24 protein-coding genes are annotated in these 24,595 nt (G+C 59.7%); 8 read left to right on the forward strand and 16 right to left on the reverse strand.

Annotated elements, in window-relative coordinates; all coding sequences use genetic code 11:
• Nucleotides 1–1,018: 1,018 nt before the first annotated feature.
• Nucleotides 1,019–1,540, reverse strand: a complete 522-nt coding sequence (locus ABDK06_RS01075; protein WP_394938037.1) for a M23 family metallopeptidase — start codon at nt 1,538–1,540, stop codon at nt 1,019–1,021.
• Between the two features lie 807 nt (nt 1,541–2,347).
• Here ABDK06_RS01075 and ABDK06_RS01080 point away from each other — a divergent pair.
• The 3 genes from ABDK06_RS01080 (at nt 2,348) to ABDK06_RS01090 (ending at nt 5,027) form a co-directional block, all read left to right on the forward strand.
• The gene (locus ABDK06_RS01080; protein WP_394938039.1) at nt 2,348–2,998 is read left to right on the forward strand and encodes a maleylpyruvate isomerase family mycothiol-dependent enzyme; all 651 of its coding nucleotides are present in this window, start codon (nt 2,348–2,350) and stop codon (nt 2,996–2,998) included.
• Between the two features lie 85 nt (nt 2,999–3,083).
• On the forward strand, nt 3,084–3,845 hold the full coding sequence (locus ABDK06_RS01085; protein WP_394938041.1) for a TetR/AcrR family transcriptional regulator: 762 nt from the start codon (nt 3,084–3,086) through the stop codon (nt 3,843–3,845).
• A 24-nt stretch (nt 3,846–3,869) separates the two neighbouring features.
• Nucleotides 3,870–5,027 carry an FAD-dependent oxidoreductase gene (locus ABDK06_RS01090; RefSeq protein ID WP_394938043.1) on the forward strand — a complete coding sequence of 386 codons (1,158 nt, stop codon included), beginning with the start codon at nt 3,870–3,872 and terminating at the stop codon, nt 5,025–5,027.
• A 114-nt stretch (nt 5,028–5,141) separates the two neighbouring features.
• Here ABDK06_RS01090 and ABDK06_RS01095 read toward each other — a convergent pair whose 3' ends face one another.
• A complete protein-coding gene (locus tag ABDK06_RS01095) occupies nt 5,142–6,050 on the reverse strand; it encodes a LysR family transcriptional regulator (protein WP_394938045.1) in 909 nt (302 codons plus the stop codon).
• A 240-nt stretch (nt 6,051–6,290) separates the two neighbouring features.
• Here ABDK06_RS01095 and ABDK06_RS01100 point away from each other — a divergent pair, with 240 nt between their 5' ends.
• Nucleotides 6,291–7,313 (forward strand): VOC family protein, encoded by a 1,023-nt coding sequence (locus ABDK06_RS01100; protein ID WP_394940767.1) that lies wholly within the window; start codon nt 6,291–6,293, stop codon nt 7,311–7,313.
• Nucleotides 7,314–7,387: 74 nt separating this feature from the next.
• Here the strand turns inward: ABDK06_RS01100 and ABDK06_RS01105 are convergent, their stop codons facing one another.
• The gene (locus ABDK06_RS01105; RefSeq protein ID WP_394938047.1) at nt 7,388–8,416 is read right to left on the reverse strand and encodes a phosphatidylinositol-specific phospholipase C; all 1,029 of its coding nucleotides are present in this window, start codon (nt 8,414–8,416) and stop codon (nt 7,388–7,390) included.
• A gap of 322 nt (nt 8,417–8,738) precedes the next feature.
• Here ABDK06_RS01105 and ABDK06_RS01110 point away from each other — a divergent pair, with 322 nt between their 5' ends.
• Nucleotides 8,739–9,668: an endo-beta-N-acetylglucosaminidase H gene (locus ABDK06_RS01110; protein WP_394938049.1), complete on the forward strand. Its 930-nt coding sequence runs from the start codon at nt 8,739–8,741 to the stop codon at nt 9,666–9,668.
• Nucleotides 9,669–9,792: 124 nt separating this feature from the next.
• On the opposite strand, the gene ABDK06_RS01115 is transcribed toward ABDK06_RS01110, so the two are convergent.
• The 4 genes from ABDK06_RS01115 to ABDK06_RS01130 all read right to left on the reverse strand — a co-directional run bounded on the left by ABDK06_RS01115 (nt 9,793) and on the right by ABDK06_RS01130 (nt 14,444).
• Nucleotides 9,793–12,183, reverse strand: coding sequence for an ATP-binding cassette domain-containing protein (locus ABDK06_RS01115; RefSeq protein WP_394938051.1), 2,391 nt, complete (start codon nt 12,181–12,183; stop codon nt 9,793–9,795).
• Nucleotides 12,184–12,370: 187 nt separating this feature from the next.
• Nucleotides 12,371–12,949 (reverse strand): GNAT family N-acetyltransferase, encoded by a 579-nt coding sequence (locus tag ABDK06_RS01120; RefSeq protein ID WP_394938053.1) that lies wholly within the window; start codon nt 12,947–12,949, stop codon nt 12,371–12,373.
• Nucleotides 12,946–13,629, reverse strand: a complete 684-nt coding sequence (locus tag ABDK06_RS01125) for an alpha/beta fold hydrolase (protein ID WP_394938055.1) — start codon at nt 13,627–13,629, stop codon at nt 12,946–12,948. Before ABDK06_RS01125 ends, ABDK06_RS01120 begins: the two co-directional genes overlap by 4 nt.
• The gene (locus tag ABDK06_RS01130) at nt 13,614–14,444 is read right to left on the reverse strand and encodes a DinB family protein (protein WP_394938057.1); all 831 of its coding nucleotides are present in this window, start codon (nt 14,442–14,444) and stop codon (nt 13,614–13,616) included. The genes ABDK06_RS01125 and ABDK06_RS01130 overlap by 16 nt, the downstream gene beginning before the upstream one ends.
• Before the next feature lie 70 nt (nt 14,445–14,514).
• Between ABDK06_RS01130 and ABDK06_RS01135 the strand changes: the two genes are divergently transcribed.
• Nucleotides 14,515–15,504 carry a helix-turn-helix transcriptional regulator gene (locus ABDK06_RS01135; RefSeq protein ID WP_394938060.1) on the forward strand — a complete coding sequence of 330 codons (990 nt, stop codon included), beginning with the start codon at nt 14,515–14,517 and terminating at the stop codon, nt 15,502–15,504.
• A 1-nt stretch (nt 15,505) separates the two neighbouring features.
• Here ABDK06_RS01135 and ABDK06_RS01140 read toward each other — a convergent pair whose 3' ends face one another.
• A complete protein-coding gene (locus ABDK06_RS01140) occupies nt 15,506–15,802 on the reverse strand; it encodes a hypothetical protein (protein ID WP_394938062.1) in 297 nt (98 codons plus the stop codon).
• Between the two features lie 235 nt (nt 15,803–16,037).
• Between ABDK06_RS01140 and ABDK06_RS01145 the strand changes: the two genes are divergently transcribed.
• Both ABDK06_RS01145 and ABDK06_RS01150 read left to right on the forward strand, forming a co-directional pair.
• Complete coding sequence (locus ABDK06_RS01145) at nt 16,038–16,541, forward strand: GNAT family N-acetyltransferase (RefSeq protein ID WP_394938064.1); 504 nt, start codon at nt 16,038–16,040, stop codon at nt 16,539–16,541.
• A 61-nt stretch (nt 16,542–16,602) separates the two neighbouring features.
• Entirely contained in the window at nt 16,603–16,866 is a 264-nt protein-coding gene (locus tag ABDK06_RS01150) for a mycoredoxin (RefSeq protein WP_394938066.1), read from the forward strand.
• Nucleotides 16,867–16,877: 11 nt separating this feature from the next.
• Here ABDK06_RS01150 and ABDK06_RS01155 read toward each other — a convergent pair whose 3' ends face one another.
• The 8 genes from ABDK06_RS01155 to ABDK06_RS01190 all read right to left on the reverse strand — a co-directional run bounded on the left by ABDK06_RS01155 (nt 16,878) and on the right by ABDK06_RS01190 (nt 24,594).
• Entirely contained in the window at nt 16,878–17,579 is a 702-nt protein-coding gene (locus tag ABDK06_RS01155) for a lipoate--protein ligase family protein (protein ID WP_394938068.1), read from the reverse strand.
• Between the two features lie 35 nt (nt 17,580–17,614).
• A complete protein-coding gene (locus tag ABDK06_RS01160) occupies nt 17,615–18,406 on the reverse strand; it encodes a thioesterase family protein (RefSeq protein ID WP_394938070.1) in 792 nt (263 codons plus the stop codon).
• Between the two features lie 10 nt (nt 18,407–18,416).
• Nucleotides 18,417–18,893 carry a DedA family protein gene (locus ABDK06_RS01165; protein WP_394938072.1) on the reverse strand — a complete coding sequence of 159 codons (477 nt, stop codon included), beginning with the start codon at nt 18,891–18,893 and terminating at the stop codon, nt 18,417–18,419.
• 63 nt (nt 18,894–18,956) lie between these two features.
• Entirely contained in the window at nt 18,957–19,469 is a 513-nt protein-coding gene (locus tag ABDK06_RS01170; RefSeq protein WP_394938074.1) for a flavin reductase family protein, read from the reverse strand.
• Complete coding sequence (locus ABDK06_RS01175) at nt 19,456–20,661, reverse strand: MFS transporter (RefSeq protein WP_394938076.1); 1,206 nt, start codon at nt 20,659–20,661, stop codon at nt 19,456–19,458. Before ABDK06_RS01175 ends, ABDK06_RS01170 begins: the two co-directional genes overlap by 14 nt.
• Nucleotides 20,662–20,687: 26 nt before the next feature.
• On the reverse strand, nt 20,688–21,971 hold the full coding sequence (locus ABDK06_RS01180; RefSeq protein ID WP_394938078.1) for an ATP-grasp domain-containing protein: 1,284 nt from the start codon (nt 21,969–21,971) through the stop codon (nt 20,688–20,690).
• A 34-nt stretch (nt 21,972–22,005) separates the two neighbouring features.
• A complete protein-coding gene (locus ABDK06_RS01185; RefSeq protein WP_394938080.1) occupies nt 22,006–23,238 on the reverse strand; it encodes an ATP-grasp domain-containing protein in 1,233 nt (410 codons plus the stop codon).
• Between the two features lie 21 nt (nt 23,239–23,259).
• Nucleotides 23,260–24,594, reverse strand: a complete 1,335-nt coding sequence (locus ABDK06_RS01190) for an LLM class flavin-dependent oxidoreductase (protein WP_394938082.1) — start codon at nt 24,592–24,594, stop codon at nt 23,260–23,262.
• Nucleotide 24,595: the final 1 nt, after the last annotated feature.

Raw genomic sequence — 24,595 nt, forward strand, 5'->3', positions numbered from 1 at the left:
TATTCGATTAACATTTAAAACTAGTAGTAAATACTATGATTCTAGGTGAAAATAATGTAGGGTAACCCAGGAAAAATATCTGGCGCATCAGGTTGATGAAAATGTAAATTGATAAGAGCATTCAACTGCTCCTATGAACCGTGCCACGGCCACTAATATGTTCATCAAATAATGCCTGGCTTACATCTCGGCGAATCTTTTGAGCAGAGACAGATTAGGCCTGTTTCGCTTCACCATTGTGAGCAATTTCGCAGAGTATGAGACTTAGTTGGGGGAGCTCTTCAAGCCCCAGAGCGCGCAATCTTTTCTATTGAACCTCCATCTCAGCCGTGAGTATTTCGGCTGGCTCGACAACGGAGGCTTCGATTGACCTGTGGTCAGGATTGTTGGGGGAGAGGGCTGACATTGGAAGTGCAGTTCCGGCGAGAATGTGGCGGAGCGAAGTTGCAGTGGCTTTCTTTTCCTGCCACTGCCTCGTGGTCCATGCAAGCTGGACTCCGTCCATTTACTCAACGCTAGTTCCTTGATTGCCTGATTTAGCAGATCTTCTAAGAACCTGAGTAAATCCATAGCCAGATTGACAGGGCATCTACGATATTCCGACGCTTCCCGACTCGCTCCAAAGTGTTAGGGCAGGCAAAGTGTTATGCAGGCAAGTGTTAGGGCAGGGGAGGCAACTTTGTGACGGCGGTTCGCTTCGCGGCACGATAGCATTCGCAGATTGCGTGCACCTGAGTTCACTGCATCAATCACATTTACCGTTACTGGTCATACGAGTGCACTCTCCCTCATCGCCGCCAACGCAGCGTGGGAGGAGTAACTCAGGTGGAGACCGCAAAAGGCTACGCAGGAACATTCGCGATATTCCTGCGTAGCCTGAAAGCAAATTTCATGCAGTGGACTTGGCATCCCATGAAAAGCGTTTCGCGAAGGATTGCTGGGGTGAGTGACGAATAACTAACGTCTTGGCCCGAGCACCGCCGTTGAGGGGAGGCGCTGCTGGAAGCCGCAGCAAGTTTTATGGCCAGAGATTGGGGTTCTTGTCCGAGCCATATCCGCCATAACGTGGACGTCGCTCTAGGTGAAGGTGTGGGCCCGTGGTATTTCCCGTGTTGCCGGAGTACCCGATCAACTGGTTTGTTGCAACACTTTGGCCATCTTTCACGAGAGAGCGCGACAAGTGGCAGTAGCCCCAGTCAGAGCCATCGACATTGTCGTTGATAAGGATCACTGTGCCGTAGGCGGATCCCCAGTTTGCCCGGCCGGTGCGAACGTCGCCGCCTATCGTCGCGTAAACAGGGGTGCCGACGGGGCAGCCGATGTCGACTCCGGTGTGGTATCCGGCGGCCCATGAGCCTGGTTGCCTCCACTGTGCTGTGATCGGGTGTTTGGAAGGGTCCCGTACGGGTCGAACGTAGCTAGCGGCCTGAGCGGACGGGGCGGTCGCGAGTCCTGCAATAGTGAGTCCGGCGACTGCGAGGCCACTGCTGAGAATGGCGCGTCGGCCCGGCAGTGCGAAGGATTCTTGCCGTTCTATCATTATTCTTCTCCTTATCGATGGAAAAAGTAGTCGAAACAAATGAGACGAGCATAGCTAATAGTTTGCATAGGACTGACGACGGGAAATATTTCGCGGACGATATTCTCACGAAAAGGATCAACCTACGAGCTTTTATATCAGCACAGTTGAACAACAATCAATCGTTTACCTCGCCCGACCCGCCAGGCGCCCGTGCTAGGCGGTGGTCGTGCAGGCAGAATAGCCGGCACAGACTGCGCTGCAGATGGCACTTAGCTGGTTCAGAAGTGGAGACAGCGGCACATCATTGCTTCAGCGCATCAACGGCGCCTGGATCGACTACTCAGACCCCTCACATCAATAATGCCTATTCAAGTTTACATAATGTAGATTATCGGCAATTTACTTACCGTTGCTGACGAAGGCAACGAGTGCCACTTGATGTGCTCAGTGTCGAGCAACTCTCGGTGTCTGTGCTCCCGAAAACCAGCAGGCGGCGCCCTGAAGCTTCCATATTGAAGATGCCAAGAGCGCTGACCCGCAAGCTTAGCAACGTCATAACAGCGAACAGCAAGGCCTCATTGATTTTCGTGAACCAGCGTTCGAAAATCAGCGTTCGACTGGGTCACGAGCGAACCATAAATTCCGGCAGAGCAAATTACAGCGAAGGCACCGCCAGGAACACGCCACGCACACGTCAGAATTCTGGCACAGCCGATCATCCGGCGTATCAGAATGAACGTGTCAGAATGAAGGAGTATCGGTAGCTGGAATGGCTGCCGAAATGAGCCGATCACAGCGTGAACCCAGCCGAGAGAAAACAGGCAGATGGCAAAATCCTCCGACGACGGGCTCTGGGCCCTGGCAGATATCGAACGCGCCGCGCTCGCCGAGGATCTCGCAGGCCTGAGCACAGAGCAATGGCACCATGAGACGCTCTGCGGCGAATGGAATGTCGAGCAAGTCGTCGCTCACCTCACCGCCGCAGCCAGCCTGAACCAATGGCAGTGGGTGCGCAGTATGCTGGGCGCGGGCTTCCGGCCCGGGGTGCATAACCAGCGTCGATTGGCCGAGCATCTGGGCAGCACTCCGGCCGAGACTCTGAATCAGTTCCGCGCCATCATCAATAGCCGGCGCGCGCCGTCGTCCCACACTCCCGCCTATCTCGGGGAAATCGTGGTGCACGCTCAGGACATCCGTCAGCCGCTCGGACTCCCCCATCAGCCCAGTGTCGAAGCCCTGACCGCCGTTGCAGAGTTCTACGCGCAGCGCGATTTCGCCGTCCCCAGCCGCACCCAGGTCAAAGACCTCCATCTAAAGGCCAGCGATGGTCCCTTCACCGCAGGCGCCGGACCACTGGTCACCGGCCCGACCCTCGCCCTCGTGACGACAATGGCCGGTCGCACAGCCTACCTCGACCATCTTCAAGGCCCCGGCGCGCAAACTCTGCGAGCACGCCTTATGGCAAGGCCCAGCTAACCGCCGCTCCCCTGGCCAGCAAAGATTCCAGAGATGCCGATCACGAACATGTTCGTAACGAACCTGTTCGTGATATATTTCAGAGATGAGCACAGCGAAAAATCCGATAGATCGGCGCAGCCGTCCCGCAAAGCGCCCGTTGTCACGGCAGTGGATCGTCGAGACGACAATCCAGATCGTCAAGCGGGAGGGCCTGGCTAAAGCGACGATGCGCCGGGTCGCTGCAGAACTCGATACCGGACAGTCATCGCTCTACGTCTACCTCGCCAATACCGCGGAACTGCACGCCGCCGTGCTCGACGAATTGCTGGCGCCGATTACTGCCCCCACACCGGCATCCGATGGCACGACAAGGCTGGAGTGGGTGCTCGAACAATATCAGGGCATCCTGATGGAGCATCCGGGCCTCGCCCGATCTGCGCTGGTGATGCGCCCAACCGGCAGCAACTCGCTGCGTCTCTTCGACCTCGTTCTCGGCGTCCTGCTCGACGGCGGTATGGAGCCAGGCCGGGCGGCCTGGGCGACCGACTGGTTATTGCTGCTCACGACTGCTTCTGCCGCAGAGCATTCAACGGCAGAGTCAGTGGATGCGGACGCACCAGTTGATCCCATCGCCCACCAGAATGAGTTGGCCGCCGCGACCCGCCAGGTGGACCCCAGCACAGCGCCGAACGTGGCGGCACATGCTTCTTTGATCCTCGCTGGAAGCGGCAGGGAACGATTCCGCTGGGCGATACAAGCCTTAGCCCTCGGAGCTACCAGCAATCCCCTGCCCGCCGATCTGGAGAACACCAGCCCGGCAGAAACCGACGTCAAAGCTTCGGCGTCCGATCTCACAGACCACTGAACCATCTCACCCTGAGGAAGCACCATGACCACTTACTTTCCCACAGTCATCGTCGGAGCCGGCCTCGGCGGACTCTCTGCCGCCGCAGTGCTCAGCCGCCATCACCTGCCGGTGACGGTGCTCGAGCTGGAACAAGACCGTTCTGCCCGCACTCAGGGCGGCATGCTCGATATTCATCAGGAGACCGGCCAGGCTGCTCTCGAAGCGGCTGGACTGACAGACGGGTTCCGCGCCATCGTTCACCATGGCGGCGAGGCGATGCGAATCATGGACCGACATGGTGTCATCCGCTACAACGAAACGGATGACAATAGCTTCAGTCGCCCCGAAGTCGATCGCGGAGATCTGCGCAATCTGTTCTTGAACGCCCTCGACGACTCCGTAGTGCAGTGGGGACGCAAGCTAGTGGCCGTACGTCGCGATGAAAACCGCCATCGATGGGTACTGGAACTCGCCGATGGAGAGCATCTAGAGACCGACTTGCTGATCGGGGCAGATGGTGCCTGGTCGAGGGTGCGACCCTTGCTCTCCGCGGCCGCCCCTGCCTACACCGGGATCTCTTTCATCGAGGCCGACGTCGTCGACGCCGACGCGCGTCACCCACAAGCCGCCAGCGCCATGGGCCAGGGCATGCTATTCGCGCTCGGCGGCGATACTGGTCTGCTGGGCCACCGGGAGACCGATGGCACCCTGCACAGCTATCTCGGCCACCGTGCGGAAGAAGGCTGGATCGACAGCATCGACTTCACTGATCCGGAAGCCTCGCGAGCCGCGGCCCTTGAACTGCTCGAAGGCTGGCACGAAGGACTCCGCTCCTTGATCGCAGAGGCCGAAGCACCCCTGGTGGCACGCCGGATCCACGCGCTGCCGGTCGGGCACTCCTGGAGCCGGGTAGCAGGCGTCACTCTGCTCGGTGACGCCGCTCATGTCATGTCACCCTTTGCCGGGGAGGGCGCAAACCTCGCGATGATCGACGGCGCAGAACTGGCCTTGGCATTGATCGCGCACCCGGACGACGCCGAGACCGCCCTGAGCGTCTACGAAACCACGATGTTCAGCCGTGCAGAGAACTCCGCTCGGGAGTCGGCGGAGAGCCTGGAAGTGATTTTCGCGGCCGAGGCCCCCGGCTCCCTGGTTGAAATGTTCGAGGGCTTTCAGCACCAGCAGTCGGAGAGCGCCTAAGTCACTCCCCCGGTCCGCGATCCGGAACGTCACCGCCCGGTTCAGGTCGTCGCTAACGCTGCCCTCGGCCTAGTGCGGTGATCTGATGAGCACCGTCAACATATCGCTAGGACCCTAGGAGACAAGTGCCGCGGTGATCCGCATCTGCTCCCTCAACCAGGTGTGCCCGGGATCGGCACCTCGCCTCGGCGACCAGATCATTTGCTCATGGACCGAGACAATCGGGAGCGGGAGTTCCAGGATCTTGAAGTGAGCATCGGACATGAGCAGCTGAGCGAGGCGACGCTGGATGATGGTGAACATCCGTGTGCCGGGGAGCAGAAATGGTGCGACAACGAATGACTGCGCCACCATCGCGACATTGCGCGGAATATGTGCCTCATCGAGTCGTTGGTCCGCCAGTGAGGCGAGCAGGCCCTGGTTCGCGGCGAGATACGGCAGCGAACTGAGCTGCTCGACGGTAATCGTCTCGCCGACCACGTCATTGGCTGAATCAGTGACACAGACGAAGTCTTCTTCGAACAAGGTCTCGGATTGGAAGGGAATGTTAGTGGGGAGCATTTCAGCCGGATAGATCGCCAAGTCCGCCAGCCCTCGGCGGAGTTGCTCCATCAGGCCATCATCGACCGGTGCCACCCGCACGCTGACGCTCGGGGCGATATTCTCGAGCCGTTCAATGAGCTGCCGCAGCAGTATCAGGGAAGCATAGTCGTTGGCCAGGATCGTGAAGCTTCGTCGAGCAGTCTCCGGGTCGAAAGCGGCCCCCGAATGCAAAAGCCTTTCCACCTCGCTGAGGATCTCTGAAAGCGGCTCTTGCAAAGACGCGGCGAATGCGGTCATCTGCAGATTACGCCCGGCTCTGACCAGCAAGGGATCGCCGAGCGAAGAACGCAACCGGGCCAGGGTTGCGCTCATGGCGGGTTGGCCGATGTGAAGCCTCTCGGCAGCACGGCTAACGCTCTGCTCCGCGAGAAGCGCGTCCAGCGCGACCAGCAGATTCAGGTCAAAACTCGCGAGCTCCACGCCATCTCCTTGTGGTATCGATTCTATTGATGAATCCTATCCCGATTAGGGCGTGGATCTCGTCCCCCCTCGATGCATACCGTGGAGGTGAACAACAACCGTTCAACCCATAACGAAGGATTCGGGATGACTGTCGGGAAGGACCTCGTGGCGGATGCCGGTATCGGTGAACTCGCTGCCGCTGAGGTGCTGGACCAAGCAGTCGACCTCTTGATCACCCCTAGAAAGAAAGAAAAGAAAATGACAACCACGTTGAGCCACATTGCTTACCTAGAAATCGGCAGCCCCGACACGACCGCCTCCGCCCGTTTCTACCAGGAAAAGTTCGGTATGCGTCTTGTCGACCAAGTCGGGGACACCTATTACCTCCGATGCTGGGGAGATCACTACCCCTACAGCCTGGTGATCAGCCCTGGAGCTGACGCTTCACTGAAGACCATGGCGTGGCGCACCACCAGCGATGCCGCACTAGAGGAAGCAGTAGAGCGTATCGAAGCCGCTGGCGCAAAGGGTCTCTGGTCCGGCTCAGGCAAGAACCACGGGCGTGCTTATAGCTTTGTCGGCCCCTTCGGGCACAATATGACGTTGCTCTGGGAGATTGACAGCTATGAAGCTGACCCGGAGCATCAATCGGTCTTCCCCGACCGACCGGAAAAGCGCAGCATGCACGCCGCAGCACCTCGCTTCCTCGATCACGTGACAATCGCTGCCAGCGACGTCAAGAAGTTCGCCGAGTGGTACTCGGAGGTGCTTGGTTTCCGGATTATGGCGTATACCGTCTTGGAAGAAGCTCCGATTCATGTGTTCGGTGTGCTGACCAACAATGAAAAGTCGCATGATCTGGGTATTGTGCTCGACACCTCCAAGACGCCGGGCCGGGTGCACCACATCGCCTTCTGGGTCGATCACCCCGAGGACCTCGTCCGCACCGCCGAAATCATGACCGAAAACGGCGTCCCGATCGAATACGGACCGTCCATGCACGGCATCGGTGAGCAGCACTTCCTCTATTTCCGTGACCCCAGCACTCTGCGCGTCGAACTCAACTCGGGTGGATACCGCAACTACATTCCGGACTGGAAGCCTCGCACCTGGAAGCCTTCCGATGGGTCTAACAGCTTCTTCCGGAACTGGAACATGCCGAGCTCGATGATGGAAGCATTCCCAGCGGCAGTTGGTAAAACAGCCACTGAACAGGGTGCACCGGATGAGTTGCGCGAGGAACTTATCAACCCGTGGGCGACCACCACTAGCGCCAAGTAAGCCGCGAGGACGACGCACCCGTTGATCTGAGCAGACGAGCTGGCAGCCTCATTCGAGGCTGCCAGCTCGGAAGTTTAGTTATATGAAATGATTTTATTAATCAGATCCACCCCGGGAAAATCCATCATGATCGCACCGGTACGGTGAAGATCATGCCCCTCATTCATATAGATGAGCAGAAAAGGATTCACCCCTTGCACGCCGAGGGCTCCCCCAGCTACGGCATTAGGAAATGCACCTGCACCTGAGCCACTAGAAAAATTGAAATACATCTTCGTGTTGTCACCGGCATTGGTCTTATCAAGAAAACGACGAACATCATCGCGCTTTGTCGGAATATTAAAGACGGTACCCACCGTGTAATTGTCTTGAACGTATTCCGAAGAACCGTCCTTCCACTCAGAACCGGGGATTCCGTAGGTCTGGAAGAGGCCGTAATGCTGGTAGCACTCCCCCTGGACCCCGTTCAGGACGGCGAGCACTAGCTTTCCGCGTACGTCACCGAGTTTCGGGGTGCTTGCGGTCTGCGATTCATCGACGGATGGTTTCCAGAAGAGATCCGGGTACTTATCGACGTAGCTCCGGAAGATGGTCAGGAAGTCCGCCTGTCCATCATCGTCCTTACAGGAGAAGGTCTCGCCAGTGCACTCATGCTTCAACCGCATGAGAACCGTTTCCGTTGGATGATTCCGGAGGAAGTCACGCAAGTTTGTCAGCACGTCGTCGAAATTGGCCGACTGATAGACGGCTCCGTGGTGGATCGTGAAGGTGTTGCCGGCATTGACCTTCGCTCGAATGTCGATCGCTCGAATACCGGCCTCTAACTGGCGAGCCAATGTGCCGCCGCTATCCCCAAAGAATTCTTGGGTTTGGGTGACATCGCCACCATGAACCGCCATAGTCTCATGAGTTCCCGGGATGGACAGCTCGGAAAGCAGCCGCGAATCAGGAATCTGTGCCATCCACGCCGGATTATGGGCCGCATCAATGCTCTGATAAGAGCCATCCGCTGCCTGAGCGGTATCAACTATTGTCACGGAGACAGAAGTTGCAAGAAGAGCAGCAATACCCAAAGTGAAGGTTCTACGGACAATTTTTTTCATGACAACCTTCGATTATTCGGAATGTGGACAGTTAGAACATTAGGTTCTAGACCTATTGAGGGCAAGCAATTTTTAAACTAATTTACTGAAGATTATTGGCGACGCCGGATTGGCCAGAAAATCGTCTCGCATCCCCCACCAGAACGCATCGCAGTCTGGGTGATACCGTTGGCCAAAACCACTTTCAGGCGGTTGCAGAGCGGGATCTCTCACGGCTTCTCAGCCTGCAGCCCTTGACAGGGTGGATTTTAGTCGTAGATTATCTTATGACTTAAGCGGTTTAGCAACGTGAGTTCTCCCCGCATTCGAAAAAGGAGCTTCAATGACGAAACAGAACATCGGACGAAGGACCTTGCTGTCGATGATCGGCGCCACCGCAGCGGTGGCAGCCACCGGCGCGGCAGTGATCAAGCCAGCCACAGCCAGCGCCGCCGGCGCTGTCACCGCGAAATCTGGACCGACCAGCGTGGTTTACATCGAAGTAAACAACAACAGCATGCTGAATGCGGGCAAGTACACCTTGAGTAACGGCGGCGATAAGGTCTTCGACGTCGCCGTGATCTTCGCCGCCAACATCAACTACAACACCTCGACTCAAAAGGCCTACCTGTACTTCAACGACCAGGTGACTGCCGTCCTGAACGACGCGCAGAACCAGATCAAACCGCTTCAGGACAAGGGCATCAAGGTCCTGCTCTCGATCCTTGGAAACCACCAGGGTGCCGGATTCGCCAACTTCCCCTCACAGGCCGCAGCCGCGGATTTCGCTGACCAGCTGGCGAACGCCGTCACCACTTACGGACTGGATGGCATCGATTTCGACGACGAATACACCGAATACGGCAATAACGGAACCGGTCAGCCGAACGCCAGTTCTTTCTACTATCTCGTCACAGCGCTGCGGAATAAACTCGGCAGCGGGAAGCTGATCACCCTCTACGACATCGGGCCGTCCGCGGATCGCCTGAGCTACGCCGGAAACAGCATCGCCGACACCTTCGACTACTCCTGGAATCCCTACTACGGCACCTGGTCCGATCCCAGGGGACCGAGTTCTAAGTCCCGGCGCTCCCCCGCTGCTGTGCAGATCAATTCCACCAGCACGACGACGGCCGCGAACTTCGCCCAGCGCACAGTGAACGAAGGCTACGGCGTTTACCTCACCTATGACCTGGGCGGCGGAAATTCGAGCAGTTACATTTCGTCGTTCACTCAGAAGCTATATGGCAGTTCCGCCAGCTACACTCCCTGATCAGCTGGGCTCTTCTTCGCTGCCCATCCGTGAGTGTTATTGGCGGGGTTGGCGGGACGTTTGAGGGCGCTTTTGCTCGGCGGTTGCTGAACAAAAGCGCCCTCAAAAATTCTCATTCCGGTGGCTATCGGCCTATATAGGCGGCCAGATGCTCCCCGGTGAGCGTGGATTTAGCGGCGACGAGATCGGCGGGGGTACCCTCGAAAACGATCTTTCCGCCGTCGTGACCGGCGCCCGGCCCCAGGTCGATGATCCAATCGGCATGCGCCATCACGGCTTGGTGATGCTCGATCACCAGGACCGATTTACCGGAATCGACGAGCCGATCGAGCAGCCCGAGCAGTTGCTCAACATCTGCCAGGTGCAAACCGGTGGTCGGCTCATCGAGCACATAGATCCCGCCCTTCTCCCCCATATGGGTCGCCAGCTTGAGCCGCTGCCGTTCACCGCCGGAGAGCGTGGTCAGCGGCTGCCCCAGACTGAGATACCCCAGGCCGACGTCGGAAAGCCGGTTCAGAATCGCGTGCGCGGCAGGTAACTTGGCCTCACCAGCGCCGAAGAACTGCTCGGCTTCGGCCACCGACATGGCGAGCACTTCACTGATGTCCTTGCCACCCAGGTGGTATTCCAGCACAGAAGCATCGAATCGTTTGCCTTCGCATACCTCACAGGGTGTGGAAACGCTCGCCATCACGCCAAGATCGGTGTAGATCACCCCGGCACCGTTGCAGTTGGGGCAAGCGCCCTCGGAATTCGCGCTGAACAAAGCCGGTTTAACACCGTTGGCTTTTGCGAAAGCCTTACGGATCGGTTCCAGCAAGCCGGTGTAGGTTGCTGGATTGCTGCGTCGAGAGCCCTTGATGGCACCCTGATCAATAGCCACCACGCCTTCTCGTCCGGAGACCGAACCATGGATCAGCGAACTCTTGCCCGAGCCAGCCACCCCGGTGATCACCACGAGGGCACCGAGCGGAATATCGACGTCGACGTTCTGCAAGTTATTTGCCTTCGCGCCGCGGATTTCCAGGGCCCCGGTGGCTTTGCGCACGGTCTCCTTGAGGGTCGCCCGATCATCGAGATGCCGACCGGTCAAGGTATCACTGGCCCTCAAGCCTTCCAGTGTTCCCTGGTAGCAAATGCTGCCGCCTGCCGCCCCTGCCCGTGGGCCGAGGTCGACGACGTGATCAGCAATCGCGATCATTTCAGGCTTATGCTCTACCACCAGAACCGTATTGCCCTTATCCCGCAAGCGCAGCAGGAGCTGATTCATCCGCTCGATGTCATGCGGATGCAGGCCGATAGTGGGCTCATCGAAGACATAAGTGACGTCGGTGAGCGAGGAGCCCAGGTGCCTGATCATCTTGGTCCGCTGCGCCTCGCCTCCGGAGAGCGTGCCCGCCGGGCGATCCAGCGAGAGGTAGCCGAGCCCGATCTCCACGAAGGATTCCAGGGTGTCGAGCAGAACTGCCAGCAGCGGTGCCACCGATGGCTTTTTGAGCCCGCGGACCCAGTCAGCCAGATCACTGATCTGCATGGCGCAGGCGTCGGCGATATTGATTCCTTCAATTTTCGAGGAGCGCGCTGCCTCAGAGAGCCTGGTACCACCGCATTCCGGGCAGCTGGTGAACGTCACCACGCGCTCGACGAAGGCCCTGATATGCGGTTGCATCGCCTCGACGTCCTTGGAGAGGAAGGACTTCTGAATGCCCGGGATCAGCCCTGAATAAGTCAGATTGATCCCGTCAACCTTGATCTTTGTCGGCTCCTTGTAGAGCAGATCCTCTAACTCACGCTTGCTGAAGTCCTTGATCGGCTTGTCCGGATCGAAGAAGCCACTGCCCCGGAAGATCCGGCCATACCAGCCGTCCATACTGTAACCGGGAATCGTGACGGCACCCTCATTGAGCGTTTTGCTGTCATCGTAGAGCTGGGTCAGATCGAAATCGGTCACCGATCCACGGCCCTCGCACCGCGGGCACATCCCACCGGTGATGCTGAAACTGCGGCGTTCCTTTGTCGTCTTGCCGCCGCGTTCCAGAGTGACCGCGCCGGCTCCGCTGATCGAGGCGACGTTGAAGGAATAGGCTTGCGGTGAGCCGATATGCGGTTCACCAAGGCGGCTGAAAATGATCCGCAGCATAGCGTTGACGTCGGTTGCGGTGCCCACCGTGGAGCGCGTATTGGCTCCCATCCGTTCCTGATCGACGAGGATCGCAGTGGTCAGACCGTCCAGGACGTCGACGTCCGGACGTGCCTGGTTCGGCATGAACCCCTGCACGAAGGCGCTGTAGGTCTCATTGATCATCCGCTGCGACTCTGCAGCGATGGTGCCGAAGACCAGGGAACTCTTGCCTGAACCGGAAACCCCGGTGAAAACGGTGAGCCGTCGTTTCGGGATCTCCAGGCTGATGTCCTTGAGATTGTTCTCGCGCGCCCCCTGCACGCGAATCAAGTCGTGACTGTCCGCAATATGCTGCGTGGTTGAGGAGGCCTCTGTACCGTTCTGCTTGCTCATAGGTCTCTTTTCTCTCGGCGAAACCCCGCTCCGGGATTCCGTCAGCGACGCTGTGTATACCCCTCATGCTATCCGTGGCTCGCTAGCCAGCGCTTCTCCATTCCTGACCTTTTGAGGCTGATTTACTCCCGGGTCAGCAAGGGACCTCGTGTGAGCTGAACTGCGGAGCCAGCTCACCGGGTGCTCATCAGGTCACTGGATCGATCACCTTGCTGACGATCCAGGCGTGTTTGCCGACCTGCCGCTTCCGGCTGAAACCAAACTGTTCAAAGAGCTCGACCGTCGCGCTGAAGAGGAAAGCCCCCGGAGCTTGGCGCCCCTGCGTCACCTCAGTGATCGCTTCGGTAAGTCCACCACCCGACCGAGCGATCAATTCCAAGGCACCTTCCAGGGCGAGCTTCGCAATGCCTTGGCCGCGGTGCTTTCGATCGGCATAGAAACAAGTGATTCTCCACGCTGGGACGGGCGGTGCGTCCTTGAGGTATTCACGTTTGTGTTTGATCTCCGAGAGCTCTTCCGGGCTGCCGAACTGACACCAGCCCTGGGCGAGGCCATCCTGGTCGAAGACCAGAGCGGCATGAGCCCGATCGGTGAGCACTCGTTGCTGCTTGAGCATACGATGATCACCTCCCGCATTGCGCTCGGGGTGAAACCCAATACACCAACAACCGCCGAAGATTCCGTTATTCCGCTCGACGAGCTCCGCAAAAGCACTCCAGGTGGAGGCGTCGAGTGGGCGAGTCGTATATAGCTGCTGAGTCATCATGACTCCGCGATAGCTGCGAGGATTCGGGCAAGTTCCCCGGGCTTGCTCAGCATCGGCCAGTGCCCGGAGTCGATATCGACGAAGCTGAGCTGCTTGGCCCGAGTGAGTTCGGGCACTTCGCCGTCATCGATCCACTCCTGGGCCTGAGCCGGACTGAACTCGGGGCATACCAGTACCACTGGCACCTCGAAGCGCCTTTCATCCTGCAATCGCACCGTGCCCTTGGTCACCGCCGCCGGAACGGGAACCGCAGCTGCTGCGATGCGCTGCCGGGTCTCTTCGTCCAGGTCAGCGGCGTCCGGACCGTCAAAAGGCTCCCAGCCGGGGAAGAGTACGGCGCCGTCCGTGGGCTCAAAGAAATCCGCATAGGCCTTTCCGTCCTCAGAGGGGAAACCGCCGATCAGCACGGCTTGAGCGACTTTTTCCGGCCGCCGATCGGCCGCCAGCCAAGCCAGCGAACACGCAGCAGAGTGCCCGACCACCAGCGGATTTCCCAAGGCTTGGTCCACCGCGTCGACGACTGCAGCGAGCTGCTCCTCCAGTGTCGCTGAGGCGGCTCCGTCGCCTTGCCCCGGCAGGGTTAACGGCAGGGGCCGATGACCAAGGGCTTTCAGTTCGGCGGCGACTTCTTGCCAAGCGGTTCCGTCGAGCCACAGACCAGCGATCAGAATGATGTCCATGATGAGTTCCCTCTCTTCTGTAATGTTTCGAGCACTGCTAGGTCGCGCTCGGCGTAGAGCCGATGCTCCCATTCTTCGTTGAGCACGGTATTCAGGCATTCCTTGAGCGGAAACCCTTCCAGCCTCGGCCAACCGGGTTCAGTCCGCGTCACCGCGGAACCGAGTTGCTCCTCGGTCAGCGATTTGATGAACGCTCCAACTCTGCCCTGGCGCTCGGTTCGGACCGCCATCACCTGCTCCAGTGAGGGACGAGCTTCACGGTTCCAGGGAATGCCTTCCCAGCCAGGAGCTTCGTCCCAGGGCAAGTCCAAAGGGTGCCAGGGGGAGATCTCGCCCAGGGCCATCCGGTTGATCCAGGCTGCGCTGGCGAAGTTGAGGTGGCGCAGGGTCTGGATGAAGGACCATTCACCGTCGACCGACTGGTGCAGCAGTTCTTCTGGGAGCGCCTTTGCCCTTTCCAGGGTGCCAGCCCATAAGCGTAAGAGGATTTCCCAGGCTTCCCTGAAGCCTTCACTGCTCTCAGGCCGCATCTTCGCGCGCTCCGGCATCCTACGGTTCAACTCAGCATCCACCAAGGGTCCGATATCGACGCCGTTCACCACGACGTTGATCAGCTCACCACTGATCCTCACATCCTTGAGCTCTACACCGCTCCACACACTGTGTTCAATCAATACAGCGCGGAACTCGGCCCCGCTGAGGTTGATATTGCGCAGCCGGGCGTCTTTTAAACTGACTCGGCTGAAAACTGACTTGTCCAGATTCACTTCTTCGAATCGTGTCTCGCTGAGGTTTTGATCTCGAAATTCGGTCATAGAACTCATCGTAGATACGATTCCGGACGATTTACTTCCGGTTTAAAAAGAACTTCGATAACCTGTTCGAGTGCCTCCGGATCTGAGTCCCACAGCCCGCGCCCTGCGGACCCTGAATTTCTTACAGGCCCGCCCCGGGGCAACCGCCGACGAACTCGCCGAACGACTGGGCGTCTCCGAAAGAGCGGCACGCCGCTATGTGGAGATCCTGCGAGAGGCCGGCGTCCCGGTGGAATCGGCACGTGGCCCTTATGGTGGCTATCGCTTGGGGCAGGCAGCTAAGCTTCCTCCGGTGAGCTTCACCCAGGACGAAGCGCTGGGCCTAGTGATGGCCGTTTTGGACAGCAACCCCGCCGCCAGCGATCCCGATGATCTGATCGGCGCAGCCCTGGACAAAGTCATCAAGGTGTTGCCCGAGGAAATTGCTCGTCAGGCCCGGGCGCTGCGAGAACACGCTTCGACCACTCCCGAGAGAACATCGCACCGGGTGGATCCCGCCGTCACCAGCTCATTGATCACAGCGGTTTCGGCGCGGCAGTGTGCCGAGATCAGCTATCGACCTAAATCCGGAGAAGAATGGACCGGCGCAGTTGACCCTTGGGCTGTGGTGGTCCGCTATGGTCGGTGGTATTTACTCTGCCGCTCCCATCGTTCGAATGCGGTCCGCACGTATCGACTGGATCGGATTCTGCACGTCCAGCGACGTGCAGAGAGATTTCAGCCGCCTGAAGATCTGGACCCCGTGGCGAGCCTGGAAGAACATCTAGGACTCGGCTGGGAGTTTCCCACTCGAGTGGTCTTCGATGCGCCGCTGAGCGAAGTGAGGCACTGGATACGACCCACCATGGGCAGACTCGAAAAACGACACGGGCATTGCATCCTGATCGGCAGCACGAGCAATCCCGCCATGTACGCCCAGGAATGGCTGGCCAGCATCCCCTTCAGCTTTTATCTCGAAGAGAGCCCCGAGCTCCTAGTTGAAGTGGAAAAAATTGCTTCACGCTTCACCGCCGCTCAGCACAACAGTCAAGGAATCGAATCGATGGAGAGAACCCAGTGAGCTAGTGCAGAGCCTCCAGCGGAAACCGCGCATCGTTCATCTTAAGCAATCTCCACTGACCGCCGCCGATTCGATGAGTGAGGCTCATCCTCCGCCGGGAATGCTCAGGATGCGTGACTTCAAGTTCCCAGAGCTCGTATTCCGCAGTGCCCGCTCCCCCGGCATTCAGGTAGCCGGAAAGCGCAAAAAGCCGTCGTCGCCCCGAAACCACCTGGTAGCTTTCACCGCGCCAGATGAGTTCTACAGGACGGCATCCCGCGCCGCTTTGCACGGTTATTGATTCGCTAAAAGTGCCCACGCTACGCCGCCGCCCCTTCGACCCATCAGCAATTACAGTTATTCGAATATATATTCGAAATGTGGAAAAGTCCACTATTTTTACCCAGCGTTTTCCCAGCTAGTTTCCAAGTCATCACGTAGCACCGACACCCCAAACCCGTCTAGCATGGCAGTAGAGTTCGGTGGGGCGCGCTCAGGCGATCTCGAGTACGCGCGACCGCCAAGCAGCAAGATCTTAGACGAAGGAGTGATCCATGAGCGGCAAAGTCATCCTTATTGCGCGGACCTCTCCCCTGCAACTGGAACTGAATATCAATACTCGGTCCCTCAGCGCTGACGACATTGAGACGCTGGGCAAACTGTATTTCGATGCCTACGATAAAGGCCTAGCGGAACAGACCCTTGAGGAAGCAACCGCGAATATCGCAGCGAGTTTTGACGGGAAATACGGAAAACTGCTGACGGACGCCTCCCAGGTAGCGCTCGATGACGACGGAAACATCGTGGCTGGCGTTTTGGTGGTAGAGCGCTCAAGCTATGACGGCACTCCGGACGCACCCTTCCTGATTGAGCTGTTCACGGATAGGGATCACCGGCGCCAAGGCCTAGCCGAACGGCTCGTCATCACCTCCGCCGATAAGCTCTTCAACCTGGGCTACCGGGAAGTGGCAGTCCGGGTCAAAGAGAGCAACTCGGCCGCGCTGGCACTTTACCTCTCACTCGACTTCCAGCGTTGGGACGCCGAACAGGAAGACTGAATCAGGAATAGCCCGCGGGCTCAACTGGTTAAGAGTGGTGAGAGTTCTAAGAAGGAGCGAAATGGCTGAAGAATATACCCCCGAAACCGGCAGCATCACGATGTTTTCCACCTCCTGGTGCGGATATTGCCGACGTTTGAAGTCCCAGTTGGATTCTTCTGGTATCGGTTACACCGAGATCAATATCGAAGAGGTGCCGGGCACCGCTGAACTCGTTGAGAAATTGAACAACGGCAACCAGACAGTGCCCACGGTGATCTTCCCGGATGGCAGTTCAGCCACCAACCCCTCGCTAGCCGAGGTCAAGCAGCGGATCGCCGTCTAAGCACAGGGCACTTAAACCGCGTAGGCCTCCAACACGGCAGTCTCGACCGCTTCAACGGTGAGCCCGGGTTGGAGGTCTTCTGCTGCGCCAGCGGTGGATGGATCCCATTCCAAACCCAACTCGCGATAGACGTCGATCAGTGCTGAACGCAGCGGAGTGGCATTCTGCACGACGATGGCGGAACTGAAGAGCCAGGCACCTGAAACCACCCGCTGAGCTGTGCCGACGAGTTTGATCTGCCGACTCTCCGAAGATGATGCATGGTGGGCGGCAAGATTCCCGTGCACGCTGAACTCACCGGGGCAGTACTCCCCCGGAATCTCACCCACCGCGGCATCGACGCCCAGGGTGCGCAGTACTCGTGCGAACAGCTCACCGAATTCGCTGAACCGACGTCGAGAGCCGAGTATCGCCTCGTCATCCGGAGCTATCTGATCGATCACCAGGCAGCCCTGATGGTAAGCCATCGCCCGGCCACCGGCCCGGCGCACCAGGGGTTCAAAGCCGTGCTCTCTTGAGACCTCCGCGGCGGCGGCGAAACCTGGGAGATTCGCATCCCGCTGCCCGAAGGCCATGGTAGGTTCGGGGCGATAGATCCTCAGGGTGGCGCCCCTTTCACCGGTGCGCACCTGCCGAAGCAATTCGAGCCCGCCTTCAAGATCAGCCTCAGCACCCTGGGAGCTCTGGACTCTGATCAGTTCAAGTGCTGACACGGTGCCGCCTTCCAAGCACTGCCCATCGGCTCCATTCAGGACTGGGTGGCACGGATGGTCAGGATCTGCTCTGCCCGGCCGAAGGGGCCTTCCTCGTCATTGAGCACGGAAGAGGTCAGGCCGATGCCGTCGTTGCCGAAAGTCACCGACGTATCCAGTCCCAGCCATTGACCGCGAGGCTCTCGGTACAGCTGAATTGAAAGATTGGTATTGGGGTAAACGTACTTGCCCTCACCGGGGTCGATCCGCGGCGCAACACCATTGGCCGTGTCTACCAGACCGATCAATCGAACCAGGTCCGAGGTCTCTTCGCCGGCCACCATCTCATGCTCGGTGTGCAGCCAAACTTGTCCGCGGCCCGGTAGCAAGCCAGCTAAAGCGCGGAATTCAAGCGACCGGATGTAACCGCCCTCCCAGGCGGTCATCTGCTCTGCCCCCAGGGCTTGTGCCAGTTCGGGCATCGGAATATCTCCCAGCCCGGCAACCGCCGCGGTATCGGATTTCTGCAACCGCCATGCCGTGGCACGAACGGCGACCCGGCCCTCCGCGATCAACTCAGCCTGCACCAGTTCAATGGTCTTGCCCGGCCTTAAGGTCTTGCATTCGACGAGAAACTCGCCCCCTGGGATCAAGCCCAGGATATCGAAGCTGATGCTAGCCATCCGGAGATCGGGGCGCGGAGCAAAGGCCTCGAGCTCCCGGACCAGGATCCCCGAAGCTGGAGCCATATGCTGCTCCTGCGGATTCCACGCGCCTTGCGCATGGATCGTGGAACGGTAGCGGCTATTGCCGAGCGGAAGGTAATAGGCGTTGTCCTCAGTCTGCACCTGACCGATCTTACCTCTTCTGCGCGGTGGCTTTACGCCGGATCAGCAGCACGAGAACGATCACTACGACGAGGCCCAGCAAGAGCAATAGTGCCATCGGTTCTCCGCCGAACGCGGCGATCGCGGCGTCGACCACGGCGAGTCCAACGGTGGCGTACAGCAGCGCCCAGATCACCGAGCCGGTGACCACCGCGGGGAGGTAGCGGCTCGGATAAGGCATCCTGCCAACCCCGGCGGCCAGGTTGATCGCCGTCTGCAAGCCTACGGTGAGAAAGCACAGTGCCACGGCGGGTGCTCCCCAGCGTGCAATGATCGCCTCGGCCCTGGCCATCACCGCTGAATCTAGGTGCTTTTTCAGTCTGGTCTTCCGGCCTCCGGCCGCAGCTGCCCTGCCAAGCCAATAAGTGGCATTGGCCCGCGCCATCACGATGCAAAAGAGCGAGAGGAAGGCTAGACCGAAAGGCAGAGAGGTGAAGAACTCCATCATGCCCTCTCCGGTCGCCGTGACTTTTATCTTTTCACATTTCAGTTAGCTCAGGCTGAGTGAGGCTCAGCACGCCGAGGCCCCCGGGATCTTCGGTAAATCGTGAAAAGCCGAATCGTGGAAAATCAGCGGCGCGTGCTGACCACCGTGGGTGGAAACGCCATGGACCTCGAGCAGCACGACGTGATGATCTCCAGCGGGCACTTCGGCATAGACGCTGGCTTCCATCCAGAGCGCGGCCCGATCCAGGAACAGGGCACCGCTCTCGCTAGGAGTCAGCTCGAGTCCGGCAAAGCGATCACCGTCCTTAGCCGCAATCTGCAGGCATGCGCTGTGGTGCTCTGCGCCCAGAACCGAAACACCGAGTCGCTCAGCGGTACGCAGGATGGGCCAGGTCCTGGAGGTGTTCTGCACTGCGAAGGAGACCAACGCCGGCTCCAGGGACACCCCGACTGTGAAACTCGAAGCGATCAGCCCCTGAGTGACGCCGTCGATGATCGCGCAGAGCGCCACCACGCCAGAGGGGAACCGAGCAAAAGCCTCGCGGAGCACACCCGCATCCAGATCACGCCTGAGCATTGTGATTCTCCGATCCCCCGACCGGCTGATGCCCCACGACAAAGGGAATGGCAACGGCGCACAGGGCATAGAAAACAGCGAGCCAGAGCCAACCCACTGCTCCATGATCGAGCACAGCCCAAGCGATCACCGCGGGAGCGATCATTTTCGCAATATCCGCCCCCATCGCATGAGTGCCCAAGTACTGCCCCGCCTGCTCAGGCGGAGCCAAATCGAAGGAGACACCCCAGCTTCCCACTGCTTGTCGCAGTTCTCCCATCGCGTGCACCAGGGCGCCGGCAATCAGGATCACCAGCGTGATGGCACCACTGGTGCCCGCGGTGATCGCCAGCACCAGACAGGCCGCAGCAACCAAAAGGCCACCCTGCCGGTCGGCTTTGGCTGCGCTGCGAGGGCCGTCGATACCGCGAGAGGCCCTGACCTGAAAACAAACCACGATGGCAGTATTGACGAGTAAAACGACGGTGATCATCCAGGCTGGCGCATCGGTATGCGCCACAATCCATAAGGGGATGGCGATTTCCAAGAGCATCGCATGGGAGGTGAGCAGCCCGTCGAGAATGGAGAAGGCCAGGTAACGACCATCGCGTAGCACCGCGATCGAAGCCCCCGGTTTCTTGGCTTGCCCCGGCACCAGCGGCAAGCGCAGCGAGACCAGCGCGGTGGCCAGAAAAGACGCCGCGATCAGCACAATAGCGACCCTGAAGACCGCAGTGTCGTTGATGGCCAGTACGATGCCTGCGAAAGCCGCTCCCACCGCGACACTAACATTGCTCGCCGCGCGCAAATAGGCTCTGCCGGCGACCCGGGTTTCGGCCGGCAGCGCCCCAGCGATCATCGCTTTCCTGGCACTTCTGGACGCGGAATAGGCTAAGGCGTAGTAGGCCATCACGGCGATATACGAATAGACATCACTCACCACGAGCAGGAGCAACATGGCAGGGCCCAGCATCAGGAAGGAGACCACCTGCACCTTCCGGGGCCCCAGCCGGTCAGCGAGGTGCCCCATTGGCGCGGACAGCGCCAGAGTGACCGCCGCGGCAGTGCTGACGCCCAGACCGAACTGCACAGCGTTCAAGCCGATGATCTGGGTGACGTACACGGCATTGAGCGCTAACCACATGCCCTGCCCGAGAGTGTGCACCATGGTGACGATCGTCAGGATCGCTCCGGTCGTGCCCGCGGGTGGCAACAGCGCAGTCAGACGCCCGGAAAGCTTCACAGCAGCGCGGTGGAATCTGCCGGCACGGTCGCCGTCGTAATGGTGGCGCGAACGCTGGCCACGGCGTGCCGAGCTCGCTCAATCGCGGAGGCCGCATCCTCCCCAGTGGCTCGTGCGGAGACAATTCGGGAACGTGATGAAGCGAGGCGCTCGACCGTTGAACCCTCGGCGACGAGTGCTTCTACCTCGGTGACGCCTTCGATCCGGCGAGCATCCTCCAGGCCTTGCAGCGCCGAGAGCTGACCTTCCACCGCTGCCGCGCCGAACCAGATGGCCGATGCTGCTGCCGGTCCCGGGCGTCCCAAACGCTCACGGAGCTGCGGGAGCACCCGCACGCCCAGAACCTGGGACACCGCGAGTTGCAGGAGATCCGCACCCGTGACGTCGGCCACGAGTTCCGGGATCTCATCCCCTCCGACCCTGGTATGCGTTTCAATGATGACCGGTCCGTTCACGGTCAGCACGATCTCGGTATGGCTCGGGCCGAATCGGATGCCGAGAGCGTCCAACACGGCCGGTATCAACTCACGAATCGCGGCCTCAGTAGCCTCGGGCAGCTGGGCCGGTGCGACATGACCGAGTTCGACGAAGGTCACGGCATCCGAGAACTTCTGCGTCACGCAGAGGATCTCATGTTCGCCGTCCTCGCTGAAAGCCTCGACACTGCACTGCGGACCGACCAGGAAGGATTCTACGATGACGCCGGGTCTGACCAGATCGCTGTAGGTTCCGCTCGCCAAGGCAAAGGCGTGCTGAATCTGGGAGAGCTCATCGATTCTCGATACCCCGACACTGCCTGAGCCTCCGAGTGGTTTCACAATACAGGGCAGACCGTGCTTCGAGACGAACGCATGAACGTCCGCTTCCTGTTCGGCAACCGCCGCCGGGGTGGAGTCGAGCCCGGCCTCGCGCAATACGGCTCGCATGGCGAGCTTGTCCTGAACCAGTCTGATGGTTTCCACGGAGTGGGTGGGCAGTCCCAGCGCAGCGCCAATGGCAGCGCAACGGTTCTGATCGCGCTCGCCAAAGGCCGCGATCCGAGTGAAGGGATCGTGTTGATGAACCGCTTCCGCGACGGCGATCCAAGCCTCATCCGGAGCATCAGCAGGCAGTGCGAGCACCTGTGAATTGAGTGCAGGTTGACGAACTTTATGCACAAAGCCCACCTGGCTCATCATGCTGGTCCTCACCCCTTCGACGGCACGAAGCATCGCCGGAGCGTCCCGCCCGGTCCCTAGGACCAGCACATGTTCGCCGGCCTGCCCCGTTCCTTGATTCACAATCCATCCCTTTCTCAGACAACCCACGTCTACTTTAGTTTTCCCACCATCGCTCGAGCTCCTCGAGCTTCAAGGCGAGTTCGGCATGGTCCGCAGCGCTGACCACCGCGGTAGCCACCGCGGCCCCGGAGTCCGCGGCCCGCGAGGTCTGCTCACCGCGGTTGAGCTGCAAGGTGAGCTCCGCTCCGGGTACCGGACAGTCCCCCTCGGGTGGGTCGAACACTCCCCCATCACCGGAGAACATCAGCCAACCCGTGACAGGTTCAGGCAGCGCATCGCCGAGTGGTGGGTGAATCTCATCCCCGAACTGCGAGAGCAATCCAGCACGTGCCAGCTGCACTCCGAAGGAGCGCTGATAGCCCTGGACAATCGGGCCGCCGCCCGCTCGGCTGGCGATCTCGCACACCAGGGCCTGACCGTCGTCGCGAATCCAGGCCTCGAGGTGAAAAGCCAGGGTATCCGGTGCTGGCGGCAGCGCGCCAACGGTGTGCTGCGCCAGCCTCTGCAGAGCGAGCGCATCGGGATCTTGCGGGTCGAGCATCAGACTGCCGAGATGCGAGTTCTCACTCACCCGTTCGGCGAGTCCACCGCTGTACCGGCTGGGATGGCTATGCAGCACCGTGCCGCCGCGCATCAATCCGTCAACGTGATGAAACGCCCCGCTCACGTATTCCTCCACCATCCATTGACCGGGCAGGAATGGCAGAGGACTGGCTGGTTCGCTCTTCAGGAACTCCTCAACATCGCGTTCTTCGCGAAGAATGCTGACAGCTTTGGCCGCGAAACCGAGTCTGGGCTTGACCACCACCGGGCCAGCGGTCTGGTCGAAGAATTCCAGCAGATCGGTGGTGCTATCGAGCGCCGAGAAATTCGGGATCGGAATTCCAGCTTCGCGGAGTATCTGACGCATCACGAGCTTGTCCCGGTAGGCGGTTGCACTGTGCACTCCCTGCCCGGGAAGTCCCAGTCGTTCGCGGAGCCGGGCGGCTCGCAGCACATCCATCTCGCTCGTACTCGCAATCGCCCTGACGCCGAACCGCCGAGCCAGCTCCTCAGCCTTGAGCTCGGTCGCCCAGCCCTGGTATTCGTCAACGACCTCGACGTGCGCATAAAGCCGCAGGGTGGCCTGATCCGCTCCTTCAACCGAGGAAGGCGAAGTCAGCAGCACCGTTTCCGCGGTGAGCTCCGACCCCAACCAGTCGTGCAGTGGACGGGAACGCAACGGCTGCCGGGAGAACAGCAGCACTTTTCCTGCTGGCTTACTCATGGGCACTCTCGATCCGCCATCTCACGCTGTGCGGTTCTCAGGACGCCGCAGACCCAGGTTCTCACGCAGTGTGGTTCCCTCATACTCGGTGCGCACCAATCCGCGTTTCTGCAAGACAGGCACCACCAAATCGGAGAAGTCATCCAAGCCCCGCGGCAGCATATCGGGCATCACATTGAAACCATCAGCAGCCCCTTCGACGAACCACTCCTCCAGCTGGTCGGCGATTTCCTCTGCGGTGCCGAGCAGGAAACGGTGACCGCGCCCCGCAGCGATGGACAAGTAGAGCTGGCGGATGCTCAGGTTATTGTCCCGGGCGTGCTGCACCACGACGTCCTGCTTACTGGTACTGCCCTCAATCGACGGCATCTCAGGCAGCGGCCCATCCAAGTCATAGCCGCTGAGGTCCACCATGCCCAGCTGGTAGCTGAGCATACCGAGCCCGATCACCGGGTCTACCAGCGATTGCAGCTGCTCGTATTTATCCTCCGCTTCACCGCGGGTCCTGCCGACCACGGTGAACACCCCGGGCAGCACCTTGACCTGCTCGGGGTCCCGGCCAGCGTCCTGCGTCCGCTGCTTCACGTCGCGATAGAACTCGCGGCCGGCGTCGAGGTTCTGCTGCACGGTGAACACCACTTCGGCCCAGTGCGCGGCAAAATCCTTGCCATCCGGTGAAGCACCGGCCTGCACGATGACGGGGTGACCCTGAGGAGAGCGGGCCAGGTTGAGCGGGCCGCGCACCGAGAAGTGCTCTCCGTGATGATCGAGAATATGGAGCTTCTCCGGATCGAAGAAGCGGCCTGACTCCTTGTTGTAGAGGAAGGCATCGTCTTCCCAGCTGTCCCACAGTCCGGTGACGACTTCCATGAATTCACGGGCTCTGGCGTAGCGGTCCGCGTGCGGCGCCTGCCGGTCCAGATTGAAGTTCCGGGCTTCGGCATCGGTCGCCGAGGTGACGACGTTCCAGCCGGCTCTTCCCGCGCTGAGGAAGTCTAGGGAGGAGAACTTCCTGGCGATGTTGAAAGGCTCGTTATAGGAGGTCGAGGCGGTGGCCACTAACCCGAGGTGCGTGGTGTGCGTCGCCAGGGCCGAGAGCAAGGTGATCGGTTCGAAGTGGACCATTCTTCCCTGACGGCTCAGTTCGTCCGCGTCTTTGTACGCGGTGCGCACCCCGGCACCATCGGAGAGGAACATCAGGTCGAACATGCCACGTTCCGCCGCCAGAGCCAGCTTTCGGTAGTAGTCGAACTCCAGACCCCCCTGCGGGTAGGAATCCGGGTGCCGCCAGGCCGCCAAGTGATGGCCGGGGGCAGGAAGGAAGGCTCCCAGTGCCATTCTGCGGTTCTTCGTCATG

The sequence above is a fragment of the Psychromicrobium ferritrahens genome (assembly GCF_043789415.1).
Classification (GTDB): domain Bacteria; phylum Actinomycetota; class Actinomycetes; order Actinomycetales; family Micrococcaceae; genus Renibacterium.